The following is a 13,146-nucleotide window of genomic DNA, read 5'->3' on the forward strand; positions in this document are numbered from 1 at the left end:
AATTTTTCAGGAGCCGGGAACCCGCTCTCCGTTGCAATTCCTCGCTCGGCGGCTCTGCTTCGCGCCGCCGCCTCGCTGCGGGATTTTCTCTCAGATCGGGGCTATTGATAAAGGAATGTCTAAATCTGTTAGGTTTACAAAGATGGCAGCATATAATATCAATCGAAAAATCTTTACTTTTGCCGGATGTTAGAAATTCTTTATCGTGACGAGCATCTTATTGCCATCAACAAACCCAGCGGATTACTGGTTCATAAATCTTTTTATGCCGGAGAAGCTGATACCTATGCTATTCAGGAGTTGAAGAAACAGATCGGGCAAAAAGTGTATCCCGTACATCGGTTAGACCGGAAAACTTCGGGGGTTCTGCTTTTTACTCTGGATAAAGATACTCTTAGAATCATGAGCGAGCAGTTTGCATCACGCGATGTAGAGAAGAAATATCTGGCCATTCTTCGGGGTTGGACAAAAGAAGAAGAAACGATTGATTATGACTTGGTTAATGAAAATGAAGTTAAGCAAAATGCCGTTACAAACTATCGCCGTTTGCAGACTTCAGAAATAGATTTACCTTTTCTAAAGCATCAGACTTCGAGATATTCTTTGGTAGAAGCCATTCCTGAAACGGGAAGATTTCATCAGTTGAGAAAACATTTTAAGCATATTTTGCATCCTATTTTAGGTTGTAGAAAACATGGCTGCAACAAACAAAATAAGTTGTGGCTTCAGACATTTGACATCAACAAAATGACGCTTCATGCACACCAATTGATTTTTAATCATCCCATTTCTAACGAAAGAATCACCGTACATGCTACTATAGATGAAGAGTTCAAAAGAGTAGGGGATATTCTGAAATTCGATCTGAGTGAGTACTCTTCATTAAAACCTTGACTTATCACAAGCATGGTGTTTCTAAGTATCTCAAAAGGTATTAAATAGTACTTTTCCCCGTGCCCATTGTTTTAAAGCAATGTTCGCAAAGTTTAATTATGTCTGCTTTTTATTTCCGATCGCAAGAGCACTTCGTTCCCCCTTGCGAACCAAAATGTTTTCAGGATAATCATCTTTCTTTGCGGTCGCCGCATTAAAAAAATCCCACTGAGTTGTTGAGTATACAGTTGTTTTCCAGTTTATAGATACTATAGATGAGCCATTTCGATAAAATATCATACATCAATCTAGCATTAATTTTAAAATGAGTAATTTTGTAAAACTTTTTTTCAATGTACAAATCGCTCATTCGTCCGATCCTTTTCAAATTTGATCCTGAAGAAGTTCATCATTTTACATTTTCAATGCTTAAAAATTTTGGATTTCTTACCAAACTGTTTTTACCAAAACCTATTGAAGACAAGCGTCTGGAAAGAGAAGTTTTCGGATTAAAATTTAAAAATCCTGTAGGACTGGCTGCGGGTTTTGATAAGAATGCAGTGTTATTTAACGAATTGGGAGATCTTGGTTTCGGATTTGTAGAAATCGGAACGGTAACTCCAAGAGCTCAGGCCGGAAATCCTAAAAAAAGATTGTTCCGTTTGATTGAAGATGGTGGAATCATCAACAGAATGGGATTCAACAACGATGGTCTTGAAGCTGCTATTGAAAAGCTGAAATCTAACAAAGGAAAAATAATCATCGGTGGAAACATCGGGAAAAATACAGATACAAGCCCGGAAAATTATACCCAGGATTATCTGGACTGTTTTGAAGGTCTTCATCCTCATGTAGGTTACTTTGTCCTAAATGTAAGCTGCCCGAATGTTGGAAGCCACGCCAAGCTGGAAGACGTAGACTATCTGAAAGAGCTGATTACGGAAGTGAAAAAGATAAACCAGTCAAAATCTGTACAGAAACCTATATTACTGAAAATTGCACCGGATTTGAATAATAATCAATTGGATGAAATTATTGAACTGATTGCAGAAACAAAAATCGATGGAATTGTAGTGTCCAATACTTCTGTGAACAGAGAAGGGCTGAAAACCTCCCCAGAAGTTTTAGAACAGATAGGAAATGGTGGATTAAGTGGCAAGCCCATCCGTGAAAGAAGTACAAAAATGATCAAATACCTTTCTGATAAAAGCAACAGGGCATTTCCAATCATTGGAGTAGGAGGAATTCATTCTGCTAAAGATGCGATGGAGAAGCTGGATGCAGGAGCTGTATTGGTTCAGTTGTACACCGGATTTATTTATGAAGGTCCTCAACTGATCAACGACATCAATCAGGAATTACTAAAAAGAGCCAGCAGATTACCGAGATAAAATAAAAGAGAGTTGATATGACTCTCTTTTTTATTTTGACTTTACAACAGATGCGTTTTTAATATTTACTGTAAGCGTATGGGGCGGAGTGCTTTCGGATTTGCCTATTTTATAGGTAATTGTTTGTTTGTCTTTGGATTTCGTTTTGGTAACGTCATATATATTTTCCCGGCAGCTCTCAGTAAGGAATTCTTCATAGTTTTTATAATTCCAGTCTTTTGTGAAGTATAGTACTCTATAGCCTTTTTCTCCTTCACTTGCCCCGCACTGTCCACAGGCATTAAAATTCGATGTCTGCTCAAAGTACAATAAAACCCGGTTCCCGTTTTCTCCTGAAGAATAGGAAATTAGCTCGTTTCCGCCTGCTTTATTGATAAAATCATAGGTGTTGATTTTTTTATTATTCGGTAAGTACAGATAATTGTTGAGGCGGTAGATCATAGCATTGCCCGTAAATAATTTTGCAGGCAGAACTTTTTTCCCAAAATAAAAAGACCCCGTCACCGGATTTTTATCCGTATTGATCTTTTCAAATATAAGATATTCCTGCGGCGAAAGCTTTTGTGCCATCTCATCCGTTTTTTCAACTTTCTGCAGCGAGGTGATTTGCTCTTTCAGAAGCTTTGATTTCTGTTTTTGTTTCGTCCCAAAATTATACAGCGACAAATTTCCATAATAGTCATATATTCCGGTAAGCGGGATTTTCTTTTTGTATTTGTCATAATAATACCATCCATCCACATAATGCTGGTATTGATCACAATCGACAATGCCTGTGTAGCTAAGTTCAACAGTAATTGGTATTCCTCCGATTTCCCCGGTAAAAGTCTGGGAAGAATCTGTTACTTTCTTTAATTCAACTTTTTGACCGATAAAAAAAGTGAGGAAAAAGAAAAAGAAGACACTGAAAATTTTTTTCATGGTTGAGTTGTCGTGGATTTTAGTTTTTTTAAATGAAGAAGTGTGCGATGGTATAGATGATCAATCCTACCAGCCCACCGACCAGCGTCCCGTTCACTCTGATAAACTGCAGATCTTTTCCCACTTCCAGTTCCAGCTTTTCACTGAGTTCTTTTCCCTGCCAGTTTCCAACGGTAGTACTGATGAGATTCCCGAATTGATGAGTGTTTTTCAGAATATATTTATAAGCTGTCACCCGAACCCAATGATCAATTTTGTTCTGAAGATTTTCATCTGTTTTTAAATTCTGGGCAAACTCATTCAAATTTTTAGTAAGATAGTTTTTCAAAGCCGAGTTTTCATCCTGAAGTTCTTTCATCAATGTTTTTTTTATGGAAACCCAGATATCATTGGAATATTCATCCAATTTATCATTTTTTAGAAGACCGTTTTTAATGGTTTTAAACTCTTCATCCCACTTTGGATCTTCTTTCAGGTCAACTGAGAATTCATGAATTTTTTGGGTTATCAATGCTCTTACTTCATGTTGGGGATCTTCTTCTATTTCTTTGAAAAACTCAGAAAGCCCATCGGCAATTTTATCAGCGATTTTATTATCTACAAAAGATGGAATGAACGAATAACTGCCTTTTTTTACCCGCTCCTGAATCATTTCATCGTTTTCAATGATGTATTCTTTGATCTGTTTTGAAAGATTGGTGATGATTCTCTGATGGTCATTTTTTTCCAATATATAGCCAATTCCGTTTCCCACCACTTTGTTAAGCTTGATATCATCGGTCATTTCAGAAACCTTTTTGCTGATAAACTGGCTTACCGTAGAATCATCCAGTTTATTAAGAATGTCAAGAACGATATCTGACAGGTTTTTAATCAAAATCTCCTGGCTCTTTTCCTTACCCAGCCATTCACCGACAAAGTTGGAAACTTTAAGTTTTTGGATATAAGGACGTATATTTTGAGGAGAAAGAAAGTTACCCACCACAAAACTTCCAAGGTTGTCTCCCAATCTCTGTTTACTGTTTTCAATCAGATTGGTATGAGGAATGGGAAGCCCCAGAGGATGACGAAATAATGCCGTTACAGCAAACCAGTCTGCTAGAGCACCTACCATAGCTGCTTCAGCAAAAGCCCGTACATAGCCAATCCAATGAGAGTTATCAGACTTCTGTAAAATAGTGGTAACAATGAAAATAACAGCCATCAGGACAAATAATCCGGTGGCAAATGCTTTATATTTTCTAAGTTGTTTTCTTTTTGCTTCGTCATTCATATTCTCAAATTTACTAAATTTGGTTATGAAACCATTCGTGGTTAAAGAATTAAAATTTACTATGAAATTTTTAATTTCAATAACCCTATTAATTATTCTGCAGGCATGTACGCAGAAATATGAACCTATTAAAAAAACTCCTATGGAAAATACACAAGCAAAAAGCAATCCATATTACTCCAGAACAGATACTTCAAAACTCAATGTTTCCAATGAAGAATGGAAAAAAATCCTTGCTCCGGATCTATACGCAATAGCCAGAGAAGCGGCAACAGAAAGAGCTTTTACAGGAAAATATAACGAATTTGATGAGGCAGGAGAATATTATTGTGCGGTATGTGGAAATCATCTGTTCCGTTCGACATCAAAATTTTCCAGCAGCTGTGGCTGGCCGAGTTTCTTTGAAGCTGATAAAGAAGGAGTCTATTATGTAAGAGATCAGTCGTACGGTATGGATAGAGTAGAGGTACTTTGTAAAAGATGTGATTCCCATCTGGGACATGTTTTTGATGATGGTCCGAAGCCTACAGGATTAAGATATTGTATGAATTCTGTAAGTCTGGAATTTGTTCCGGATTCTCAAAAATAACCACTTTAATTCACAAAATCAGGACGTTAAAGTTTCTTAAATAGCGTTAAACTTTGTAGAGTTATAACCCCTTGGTAATTATGTTTTTATAATTTTGCCCCACTAATTTGGATTTATATAGTATTGAATGAAAGGATTTTATAGCGTATTAGGCCTTGTTTACATGGTGACGACTTCATTCTACATTTCCCCAAAAGTGGTGGTGAAAAGTGAGAATGTGAAAACAACGAAAACTGAAAAAGTAGCTGAAACGAAATCTGAGAAGAACACTGCAGCAGTGTCTTCATCAGAAGCACTGTACCAATCTATTGCATTTGAGCCGGGGCATGAACTGAATTATGAAGTGTTCTCAAAAGCATTGACGGGCTATGAAAATTTAAAAAAAGCAGGATTGCTTACCCAGGATTCGCATTTATTAACTATCTGTGATTTTTCTATGTCTTCTAACACAAAAAGACTTTGGATTATTGACCTCGAAGACAAAAAAGTTCTGTTCAACTCATTGGTAGCACACGGAAAAAATACCGGCGAAGAATTTGCGACGAATTTTTCTAATAAGGAAAGTTCGCTGCAGAGTAGTCTTGGATTTTATATCACGGATGCAACCTATCAGGGCGATAACGGATACTCTCTGAAATTATTGGGAATGGATAAGGGCTTTAATGATGCTGCATACAGAAGAGCAATTGTAATGCATGGTGCGGATTATGTGAGTGATGCATTTGCTGCGATGCACAAAAGAATCGGAAGAAGCTGGGGATGCCCTGCCGTCCCAAGAGAACTGACACAGTCTATAATCAACACGATTAAAGGAAAAAACTGTTTGTTCATTTATTATCCCGATCAGAATTATCTTTCTTCCTCAGAATGGTTGAAAGCGTAAGATTAAAAAAGCAGTCATTTTTGACTGCTTTTTAATTTTTGGAAGGAAATTCCACAGTAAATACACTTCCTTTGGATACTTCAGAATTGATAGTCAATTTTCCTTCGTGTATTTCTACAATTCTTTTTACAATGGAAAGACCTATTCCGTTTCCTTTTTCGAAACTTTTATTGGAACCGCGGTAAAAAAGATCAAAAATTTTTGAAATATCCTTTTCTGAAATACCGATCCCATGATCAATAAAATGGATTTTGATATGTTCCTGTTGGGTTTCTATCTCAATATGACAGCTTTTGTCTGCCGAATATTTACAGGCATTCTCTATTAAGTTCGAAAAAGCAACCTGCAGTAGGTAAGGATTACCATAAAAATCATAATTGTTTTCATCATCATCTGAGGCATTGCTCATATAATTGATCCCGATTTTGAAGCCGGCATTTTTCTGCAGCAATGCAAGCTTAGCTTCTGCTAAAATCTCATCCAGACGTAGATTGGTAAAACTGATCTGTGATACATCATAGCTGGCTCTGGCAAAATCCAAAAGAGCAGAAGATAGTTCCGAAGCATCATTGGCATCCTGCAGGGCATTGTCAATAGAAAGCTTATAGTCATCCAGGGTCACGTTAAGTTCCTTGGCAAGCTCAAGCTCAGCAATTAAGGTAGAAAGAGGTGTCCGGAACTCATGGGAAATAGTGGTCACGAATTGCTTATGATTGTTGAAGGATTTTTCAAGCCTGTTGAAGGTAGAATTAAAAGTTTCCGTGAGTTCATAAATCTCATCTTTTGCCTTGGGAATATCCAGCCGTTTATTAAGGTTGTGCTCTGAAATATCACGGATCTGGAGAATGATATCCTTTAAAGGCTTAAGCGTATAATAGGAAAAAAGAAATCCTATAATAAAAATGATAACAATCGAACTGATGTAGATGATGATGATATCTTTTTTAAACTCAGAAATATGGGCCTTTCCCGTGACGTCTACCGCACTTCCAATAATATAATATTTTTCTCCGTTGGAGGAGAGCTGAATGGCAATATACTGACGATCACCCCGCTGCCAGAATATTCTGTTTTTATCGGATCTGATCATTTTATCCAGATATTTTTCATTGCTTTTGAGAGGAGGAAGATCTGTGAAGGTAAGTTCTTTTTTGCTGTTATAAACGCTGATGTCTGCTTCATTCAGAAGTTTTTGGTTACGCTGGTGGAGTTCACGGATTTTTTCATCACTGATTCTGGCATCAAATATAAATTCTGAACGCCAGATCACTTTGTATCCCAGCCGGTCATTGAATTCATCTTCTCTGTTTTTTTCAGAAACAAAATAAAGAACGTAAGCAAACAAAAATAAGATGCCTGCCGTAAGGATGGAATAAATGAGTGCTGTTCGGGTGGCTATTTTCATAATTGTGAAGCAAAAATAAATCCTACTCCGGGTTTGGTGTGAATCAGTTTATGATCAAAATTTTTATCAATCTTTTTCCGTAAATAAGCAATATAGACATCAATATAATTGGTTCCGGTGTCGAAATGATTCCCCCATACATTTTCGGCAATTTCTTCACGGGTAAGAATTCTTTCGGCATTGCTTACCAGAAATACCAGGAGTTTAAATTCTTTGGGAGTAAGTTCTATTTCCGCTCCGTTTCTGAAAACTCTGTTGAATTTCTTATCGATCTTCAGGTCATGATATTCGAGTTCGGTCAGATAAGCTTCTTTATTTTTATTTGATCTCCTCTGCAGAATAGCTTTGATTCTCACATAGAGCTCCCTAATCTCAAAAGGTTTCACCATATAGTCATCTGCTCCGGCGTCAAATCCTTCAATTTTTTCATCAATCGTTCCAAGAGCGGTAAGCATGATGATGGGAAGGTCAGGATATTGCTGTTTGATCAGTTTGGACAGATCAATACCACTCATTTTCGGGAGCATAATATCCGTAATGGCCAGATCAAATGTTATTTTATTCAGCAGGACAATCGCATCTTCTGCATCTTCCGAAATATAAACCTGATATTGCTGGCTTTCCAGCCCTCTTTTCAAAAGGCTTGAAACGCGTGAATTATCTTCTACAATTAAAATTTTCATAAAGAAATACGATGAATAGGGGTGTTGGTTTTCAAACGTTTTTTTGATTTTAAAAGCCTGACTTTCATTTATTCCCAAAGCACTGTGCAAAGGTATTTTATATTTTTCTTTTATCAGAAAACATTCCCCCTTTTAATAGTTTTCTATAAGGTTTCTAATAGATTTCTAATACCTGTCGGGCTTTTAGCAATCTAATTTTGTCCCGTTGAAATCAACAAAAGATAAGAATAGAAAAATATGAAGACTACCTCTTTCAAAACAGCAATTGCGTTGTTTTCCTTATTAGGACTTATGGGGAAATTAGAAGCCCAGAAAAAAAATGATTTTAATAATCCCGGATTGACTCATTATTTCAATGAAGATCACTCAAGATATATTTCCTTTAGCGGATATGCAGAATTGTGGGCCAGATATACCCAGCTTAACCCTGGAAGCCTTGTCAATAACGAAGCAAAATCAGACCTGTCTGACCTTTCGCTTAGAAGGGTTCGTGTAAAAATGACTTATAAGCCAACAGAAAAGCTGATGTTTGTATTGCAGGGTGGAACTACCAACGTGAATGTCAATGCAAAAGGAGGTAATTATTTTGACCTTCTGGATGCCTACGCTGAATATGCTTTTAATGATAAAATTGCTTTTGGTGCAGGACGTTCTACATGGCGCGGCCTCTCAAGATTTACTACAGGACCTTTGAATACGCTGTTATACGACCTTCCAGCTTACGCAACCTCCAATGCGGGAACAACAGATTATACGGTAAGGGAATTGAGTGCCTATATTAAAGGACAGCTCGGAAGATTTGATTATCGTCTGGTAGTGGCTGATCCTTATACCATGGCAACTTCTGATCCGAAACTGAATGTAGCTTCCTTTAGTAAAAACTCCCCCGGAAAAGACTTCTCAGGATATTTCAGATATGCTTTTTTGGACAAGGAAAATATTTCCACTCCCTTTAATGCAGGAACTTATGTAGGGAAGAAGAATGTACTGAGTCTGGGAGCCGGGTTTGATTATATTCACAATGCATTATGGCATCTGGATGCCGGTAAAAATATAGTGAATGATGATATGAAGAGTTTTGCGGTAGATTTATTTTACGATGCACCATTAAACAAAGAAAAAGGAACGTCAATAAGTGCATATGGAATGGCAATGCATAACGACTACGGACCCAATTATATCCGGTATGTTGGTACCAATAATCCTGCAACTTCTGTAGATGTTACACAAGCGAGTCTGAATGGAGCAGGAAATGCAATGCCTGTTATCGGAACCGGAAATACATATTATGTACAACTGGGAGGAACCCTGCCTTATCTGGACAAAGAAAAGAAAAGTCTTCAGCTTCAGCCTGCCGTAGGAATGCAGCTGTCAGATCTGAAAGGACTTCATGATAATGCTGTGATCTATGATGCAGGAATATCTCTGCTGATGAACGGAATGTCTTCCCGTTTAACCTTTGACGCTCAGAACAGACCTGTTTATACCAATGACCCTTCAAACAATGCCGTAGTTTCAGACCGGAAATGGCAGTTTGTCCTTAAATACAGAATAGATTTTAATTAAAATAAATGACTATGGAAAGAAGAAAATTTTTATTCCGCTCAGTCCAGGCTTCTGCTTTGCTGCTGATCTCAGGAAATATGTTTGCGTCTGCTTTACCCATGTTTAATCCTAAAAAAAAGAAAAAAGTGTACTTCCATTATTTGTTGTTCTGGCTTAGAAAAGACCTTTCCGGGCCTGAGGTAAAAGAATTTGAAAATTTTTTTGAAGGCCTTAAAAAGCTTCCTTACCAGAAGAATCTCCGTTACGGAAAACCGGCAGCTTCCAGCCCGAGAAGTGTTTTAGACAGCACATTTACTTATAATGCTTCTATGGAGTTCGATAGCCTGGAAGAACTTGAAGCATATGGAAAACTTCCTGAGCATCTTGCTTTGGTTCACAAATATAAACCATTCTTTGAAAGAATGCTGGTTTATGATACTGTTTATAATTAAAAATAAAAAATTAAATTTATAATGAAAAATATCATTAAGGGCTTAAGCCTTGTTTTAGTAGTAAGTACTGTAGGATTTATGAATGCACAACACAAAAACCATAAAAATGTAAGTGTCACTTCGGAGACCTCCACTGAGTTTATTCCTGCTATAAGATTAATCAACAATCCTGACGGATCATGTACTTTTGAGAAAGGGAAAATCCCCACTCTTAAACACATGAATACCACAACATTCTGGATGAGCAATAAAACGGAGGAGTGGGAAAAAAATGCTCATCCGGCTCCCAGAAGACAATATGTGATTACCATCAAAGGAAATATAAAATTTAAAGTAACGGATGGCTCCACTTTTATGATTAAACCGGGAGTAGTTCTTCTTGCTGAAGATCTTAAAGGAACCGGTCACAGCTGGGACATGGTGAAGAGCAAGGAGTGGGAAAGACTCTATATTCCGATTGCTGAAAATGCCGATGATTTTTTTATCCCGGATGCTCAATAGTTACAAGTCAATCTCTTTATAAGGGGTATATAATTCGTTATGTTTGAAGCAGTCAGTTTTGACTGCTTTTTTCTTTTGAAGAATTATTGTAGAAATTCTTTAATAACAGCTCTGGCTTCCTCAATGCTATTGCTGATTCGGGCAATTATTTTTCCGTTTTCATCGATGATGAAATGAAGAGGATAGCTTGTAGCATTCACTTTTTTTTGGAAGTCTTTGTTTACATCAAAGAAATTAATCCAATCCGCATTATTTTTCTTTAAAATATTCCTGGCAATCTCCATTCTATTGGGTTTTTGCTCGTCTGTAATTGTAATGAAGTTTACATTTTGACCTTTATATTCATGATACAGATTCACAATTTCAGGCATACTTTTTATGCAAGGGGCGCAAGTCGTTGACCAATAATCAATAAAGGTTAATTTATATTTCTTAAAATCTTCCGAAGTCAGTTTATTCCCCTTTTCAAAATAAATGTCAGGTATTTTTTGTCCAATGGATGTAGATTGTTCTGCGTTTAAACGGGCTTCAACACCTTTGTATAATGCGTTTTGTTTAAATTTTGCGGAAAATAAATTTAAGTTTTTCAAATAAGCAGGATGGTAATCGTTAAGAGTATAATCATTCACAATTTCCCATAATGCAACATACGAATTGGGATTTTTCCTGATGTATTCTCCTAAAAATTCCTGTTTTTTGTCTATATTGATCAAGCTATCACCTTGATAGGGATTTTTTGATTTTATATAAAACGGTTCCAATGATTTTTGTAAAATCTTATATTCTCTGTTGGTAGGGGAGTCTATATTAAGTTCTACATTATTAAAGTCTTTAGGTAAATCAATTTTATATTTTCCTCCTTCTAAGAAAAATACTTTTGTACTATAACCCGCTTTACCGTTCTTTCCCATATAACCAAACGCTACTGGTTGAGGGTATTCTGTAAAACCACTTGCAATATTTTTCTTTTGAATCTTAAAATAATAAATAGAATGTTTCATCCTGATCTTTTTTCCAAAATCAGAAATGTTGTTGTTGGTTTGTATTTTGAATGTATAAAGCTCTCCGAACCCGTTTCTGGTGGCTGGAGCTCCTAACATAAGGCTATCATTAATGTATGAATCTGAACTGAGATCAATTTCAAAATTATTCTGAGAATAAAGAAAATTCGAAATAAGAATTAATAATGCATAGAAAAGTTTCTTCATAAAATATTTTGTGACGGAACGAACTTACAAAAACTTTTATATATAAAAAATCCCTGCGCTTTAAAAACACAAGGATTGTAATTATTTCTGTTAAATATTTTCAGAATTTTATTCTTCTGACTAAGGAAGAATGTATAATTCAATTTCAGATATGAAAATCTGTCGTAAGTTTATGATAATTAAGAGAATTTCTTAAAAACAACAGTTGCATTATGTCCTCCGAATCCAAAGGCATTACTCAACGCAAAATTGATGTTTTTTTCTTTTGCTTCTCCGAAAACAATATTGATATCCTGAGGAATATTCTCATCAATACTGTGAAGATTGATTGTTGGAGGAATAATTCCATTCTGAATAGCCTTGATTGAAAGAATGGCTTCTACCGCTCCGGCAGCACCCAGCAAGTGTCCGGTCATGGATTTTGTGGCACTGATATCAAGGTTTTTACTTCCCTTAAATGCTTTATTGATGGCTGTTAATTCAACCATATCTCCTAATGGAGTGGAAGTAGCATGAGGGTTAATATAATCAATGTCTTCCATGTTAGCTCCTGCTTCTTTCACGGCCAGTTGCATTGCTTTGATGGCTCCTGCTCCTTCCGGATGGGGTGCTGTCATATGATAAGCATCTGCCGTCATGGCGGCTCCGGCTAATTCTGCATAAATTTTTGCTCCTCTGGCGACAGCATGTTCGTATTCTTCAAGCACCAGTGCTCCTGCACCTTCACCCATTACAAAACCATCTCTGTCTGCATCATAAGGACGGCTCGCGCTAGCAAAGTCATCATTCCTTGTAGACATGGCTTTCATAATAGAGAATCCTCCGATGGATGCCGGAGTGATAGCAGCTTCGGAACCTCCACTGACAATTACTTTTGCTTTCCCGAGACGGATATAATTGAAAGCATCCATCAATGCTGTATTTCCCGTAGCACAGGCAGAAACTGTAGTATAATTGATTCCCTGAAGCCCATATTTCATAGAAATCATTCCTGAAGCCATATTGGCAATAAACTTCGGTACAAAGAACGGATTGAAACGTGGTGTTCCATCTCCAGCAGCGAAATCCATCACTTCTTTTTCAAAAGTCCACATTCCGCCCTGTCCTGTTCCCCAGATCACTCCTGTATCAAAAGGATCCATCTTTTCAAGTTCCAGGCCGGAATCCTGAATGGCTTCTGATGAGGCATACATGGCATATTGTGTAAACAAATCACTTCTCTTGATTTCGTTATGATTCAGATATACTTTAGGATCAAAGTCTTTTACCTCACAGGCAAAATGAACTTTAAACTTTTCCGTATCGAAATGGGTAATGAGTCCTGCTCCGCTGACTCCTTTAATACTGTTTTGCCAAAATTCTTCGACATTATTTCCCAAAGGCGTCACTGCGCCCAGACCTGTAATGACAACTCTCTTCATA

The 13,146-nt window shown here is 37.0% G+C and carries 13 protein-coding genes; 7 read left to right on the forward strand and 6 right to left on the reverse strand.

Annotated elements, in window-relative coordinates; translation table 11 throughout:
* Positions 1–186: 186 nt before the first annotated feature.
* Entirely contained in the window at positions 187–894 is a 708-nt protein-coding gene (locus DEU39_RS14685) for a pseudouridine synthase (RefSeq protein ID WP_120232461.1), read from the forward strand.
* 332 nt (positions 895–1,226) lie between these two features.
* Positions 1,227–2,264: a quinone-dependent dihydroorotate dehydrogenase gene (locus DEU39_RS14695; RefSeq protein WP_120232462.1), complete on the forward strand. Its 1,038-nt coding sequence runs from the start codon at positions 1,227–1,229 to the stop codon at positions 2,262–2,264.
* 30 nt (positions 2,265–2,294) lie between these two features.
* Here DEU39_RS14695 and DEU39_RS14700 read toward each other — a convergent pair whose 3' ends face one another.
* Complete coding sequence (locus DEU39_RS14700) at positions 2,295–3,185, reverse strand: hypothetical protein (RefSeq protein WP_062673219.1); 891 nt, start codon at positions 3,183–3,185, stop codon at positions 2,295–2,297.
* 28 nt (positions 3,186–3,213) lie between these two features.
* Positions 3,214–4,458 (reverse strand): DUF445 domain-containing protein, encoded by a 1,245-nt coding sequence (locus DEU39_RS14705; protein WP_120232463.1) that lies wholly within the window; start codon positions 4,456–4,458, stop codon positions 3,214–3,216.
* A gap of 142 nt (positions 4,459–4,600) precedes the next feature.
* On the opposite strand from DEU39_RS14705, the gene msrB reads away from it, so the two are divergent.
* Positions 4,601–5,047: a peptide-methionine (R)-S-oxide reductase MsrB gene (gene msrB, locus DEU39_RS14710; protein ID WP_228436791.1), complete on the forward strand. Its 447-nt coding sequence runs from the start codon at positions 4,601–4,603 to the stop codon at positions 5,045–5,047.
* 127 nt (positions 5,048–5,174) lie between these two features.
* Complete coding sequence (locus tag DEU39_RS14715; RefSeq protein WP_120232464.1) at positions 5,175–5,930, forward strand: murein L,D-transpeptidase catalytic domain family protein; 756 nt, start codon at positions 5,175–5,177, stop codon at positions 5,928–5,930.
* Positions 5,931–5,961: 31 nt separating this feature from the next.
* Here DEU39_RS14715 and DEU39_RS14720 read toward each other — a convergent pair whose 3' ends face one another.
* Both DEU39_RS14720 and DEU39_RS14725 read right to left on the reverse strand, forming a co-directional pair.
* Complete coding sequence (locus tag DEU39_RS14720) at positions 5,962–7,335, reverse strand: sensor histidine kinase (RefSeq protein WP_120232465.1); 1,374 nt, start codon at positions 7,333–7,335, stop codon at positions 5,962–5,964.
* Positions 7,332–8,018: a response regulator transcription factor gene (locus DEU39_RS14725; RefSeq protein WP_062673226.1), complete on the reverse strand. Its 687-nt coding sequence runs from the start codon at positions 8,016–8,018 to the stop codon at positions 7,332–7,334. Before DEU39_RS14725 ends, DEU39_RS14720 begins: the two co-directional genes overlap by 4 nt.
* 237 nt (positions 8,019–8,255) lie before the next feature.
* On the opposite strand from DEU39_RS14725, the gene DEU39_RS14730 reads away from it, so the two are divergent.
* Genes DEU39_RS14730 through DEU39_RS14740 form a run of 3 tightly spaced genes read left to right on the forward strand, consistent with a single transcriptional unit; the run spans position 8,256 to position 10,516 of the window.
* Complete coding sequence (locus tag DEU39_RS14730; protein ID WP_120232466.1) at positions 8,256–9,584, forward strand: porin; 1,329 nt, start codon at positions 8,256–8,258, stop codon at positions 9,582–9,584.
* An 11-nt stretch (positions 9,585–9,595) separates the two neighbouring features.
* Positions 9,596–10,015 carry a Dabb family protein gene (locus DEU39_RS14735; RefSeq protein ID WP_183037424.1) on the forward strand — a complete coding sequence of 140 codons (420 nt, stop codon included), beginning with the start codon at positions 9,596–9,598 and terminating at the stop codon, positions 10,013–10,015.
* Between the two features lie 21 nt (positions 10,016–10,036).
* Complete coding sequence (locus tag DEU39_RS14740) at positions 10,037–10,516, forward strand: hypothetical protein (protein WP_228432347.1); 480 nt, start codon at positions 10,037–10,039, stop codon at positions 10,514–10,516.
* A gap of 83 nt (positions 10,517–10,599) precedes the next feature.
* On the opposite strand, the gene DEU39_RS14745 is transcribed toward DEU39_RS14740, so the two are convergent.
* Together DEU39_RS14745 and fabF are read right to left on the reverse strand one after the other, a co-directional pair.
* The gene (locus tag DEU39_RS14745; protein ID WP_120232468.1) at positions 10,600–11,724 is read right to left on the reverse strand and encodes a TlpA family protein disulfide reductase; all 1,125 of its coding nucleotides are present in this window, start codon (positions 11,722–11,724) and stop codon (positions 10,600–10,602) included.
* Positions 11,725–11,903: 179 nt separating this feature from the next.
* Positions 11,904–13,145: a beta-ketoacyl-ACP synthase II gene (gene fabF / locus DEU39_RS14750; RefSeq protein WP_062673235.1), complete on the reverse strand. Its 1,242-nt coding sequence runs from the start codon at positions 13,143–13,145 to the stop codon at positions 11,904–11,906.
* Position 13,146: the final 1 nt, after the last annotated feature.

This window comes from Chryseobacterium sp. AG363 (genome assembly GCF_003610675.1).
GTDB classification, from domain to species: Bacteria; Bacteroidota; Bacteroidia; order Flavobacteriales; family Weeksellaceae; genus Chryseobacterium; species Chryseobacterium cucumeris.

What these genes read in the sequence shown, in the direction of transcription:
- DEU39_RS14685 (WP_120232461.1), top strand. Translation starts at nt 187, where the DNA reads ATGTTAGAAATTCTTTATCGTGACGAGCATCTTATTGCCATCAACAAA.
- DEU39_RS14695 (WP_120232462.1), top strand. Translation starts at nt 1,227, where the DNA reads ATGTACAAATCGCTCATTCGTCCGATCCTTTTCAAATTTGATCCTGAA.
- DEU39_RS14700 (WP_062673219.1), bottom strand. Translation starts at nt 3,185, where the DNA reads ATGAAAAAAATTTTCAGTGTCTTCTTTTTCTTTTTCCTCACTTTTTTT.
- DEU39_RS14705 (WP_120232463.1), bottom strand. Translation starts at nt 4,458, where the DNA reads ATGAATGACGAAGCAAAAAGAAAACAACTTAGAAAATATAAAGCATTT.
- msrB (WP_228436791.1), top strand. Translation starts at nt 4,601, where the DNA reads ATGGAAAATACACAAGCAAAAAGCAATCCATATTACTCCAGAACAGAT.
- DEU39_RS14715 (WP_120232464.1), top strand. Translation starts at nt 5,175, where the DNA reads ATGAAAGGATTTTATAGCGTATTAGGCCTTGTTTACATGGTGACGACT.
- DEU39_RS14720 (WP_120232465.1), bottom strand. Translation starts at nt 7,335, where the DNA reads ATGAAAATAGCCACCCGAACAGCACTCATTTATTCCATCCTTACGGCA.
- DEU39_RS14725 (WP_062673226.1), bottom strand. Translation starts at nt 8,018, where the DNA reads ATGAAAATTTTAATTGTAGAAGATAATTCACGCGTTTCAAGCCTTTTG.
- DEU39_RS14730 (WP_120232466.1), top strand. Translation starts at nt 8,256, where the DNA reads ATGAAGACTACCTCTTTCAAAACAGCAATTGCGTTGTTTTCCTTATTA.
- DEU39_RS14735 (WP_183037424.1), top strand. Translation starts at nt 9,596, where the DNA reads ATGGAAAGAAGAAAATTTTTATTCCGCTCAGTCCAGGCTTCTGCTTTG.
- DEU39_RS14740 (WP_228432347.1), top strand. Translation starts at nt 10,037, where the DNA reads ATGAAAAATATCATTAAGGGCTTAAGCCTTGTTTTAGTAGTAAGTACT.
- DEU39_RS14745 (WP_120232468.1), bottom strand. Translation starts at nt 11,724, where the DNA reads ATGAAGAAACTTTTCTATGCATTATTAATTCTTATTTCGAATTTTCTT.
- fabF (WP_062673235.1), bottom strand. Translation starts at nt 13,145, where the DNA reads ATGAAGAGAGTTGTCATTACAGGTCTGGGCGCAGTGACGCCTTTGGGA.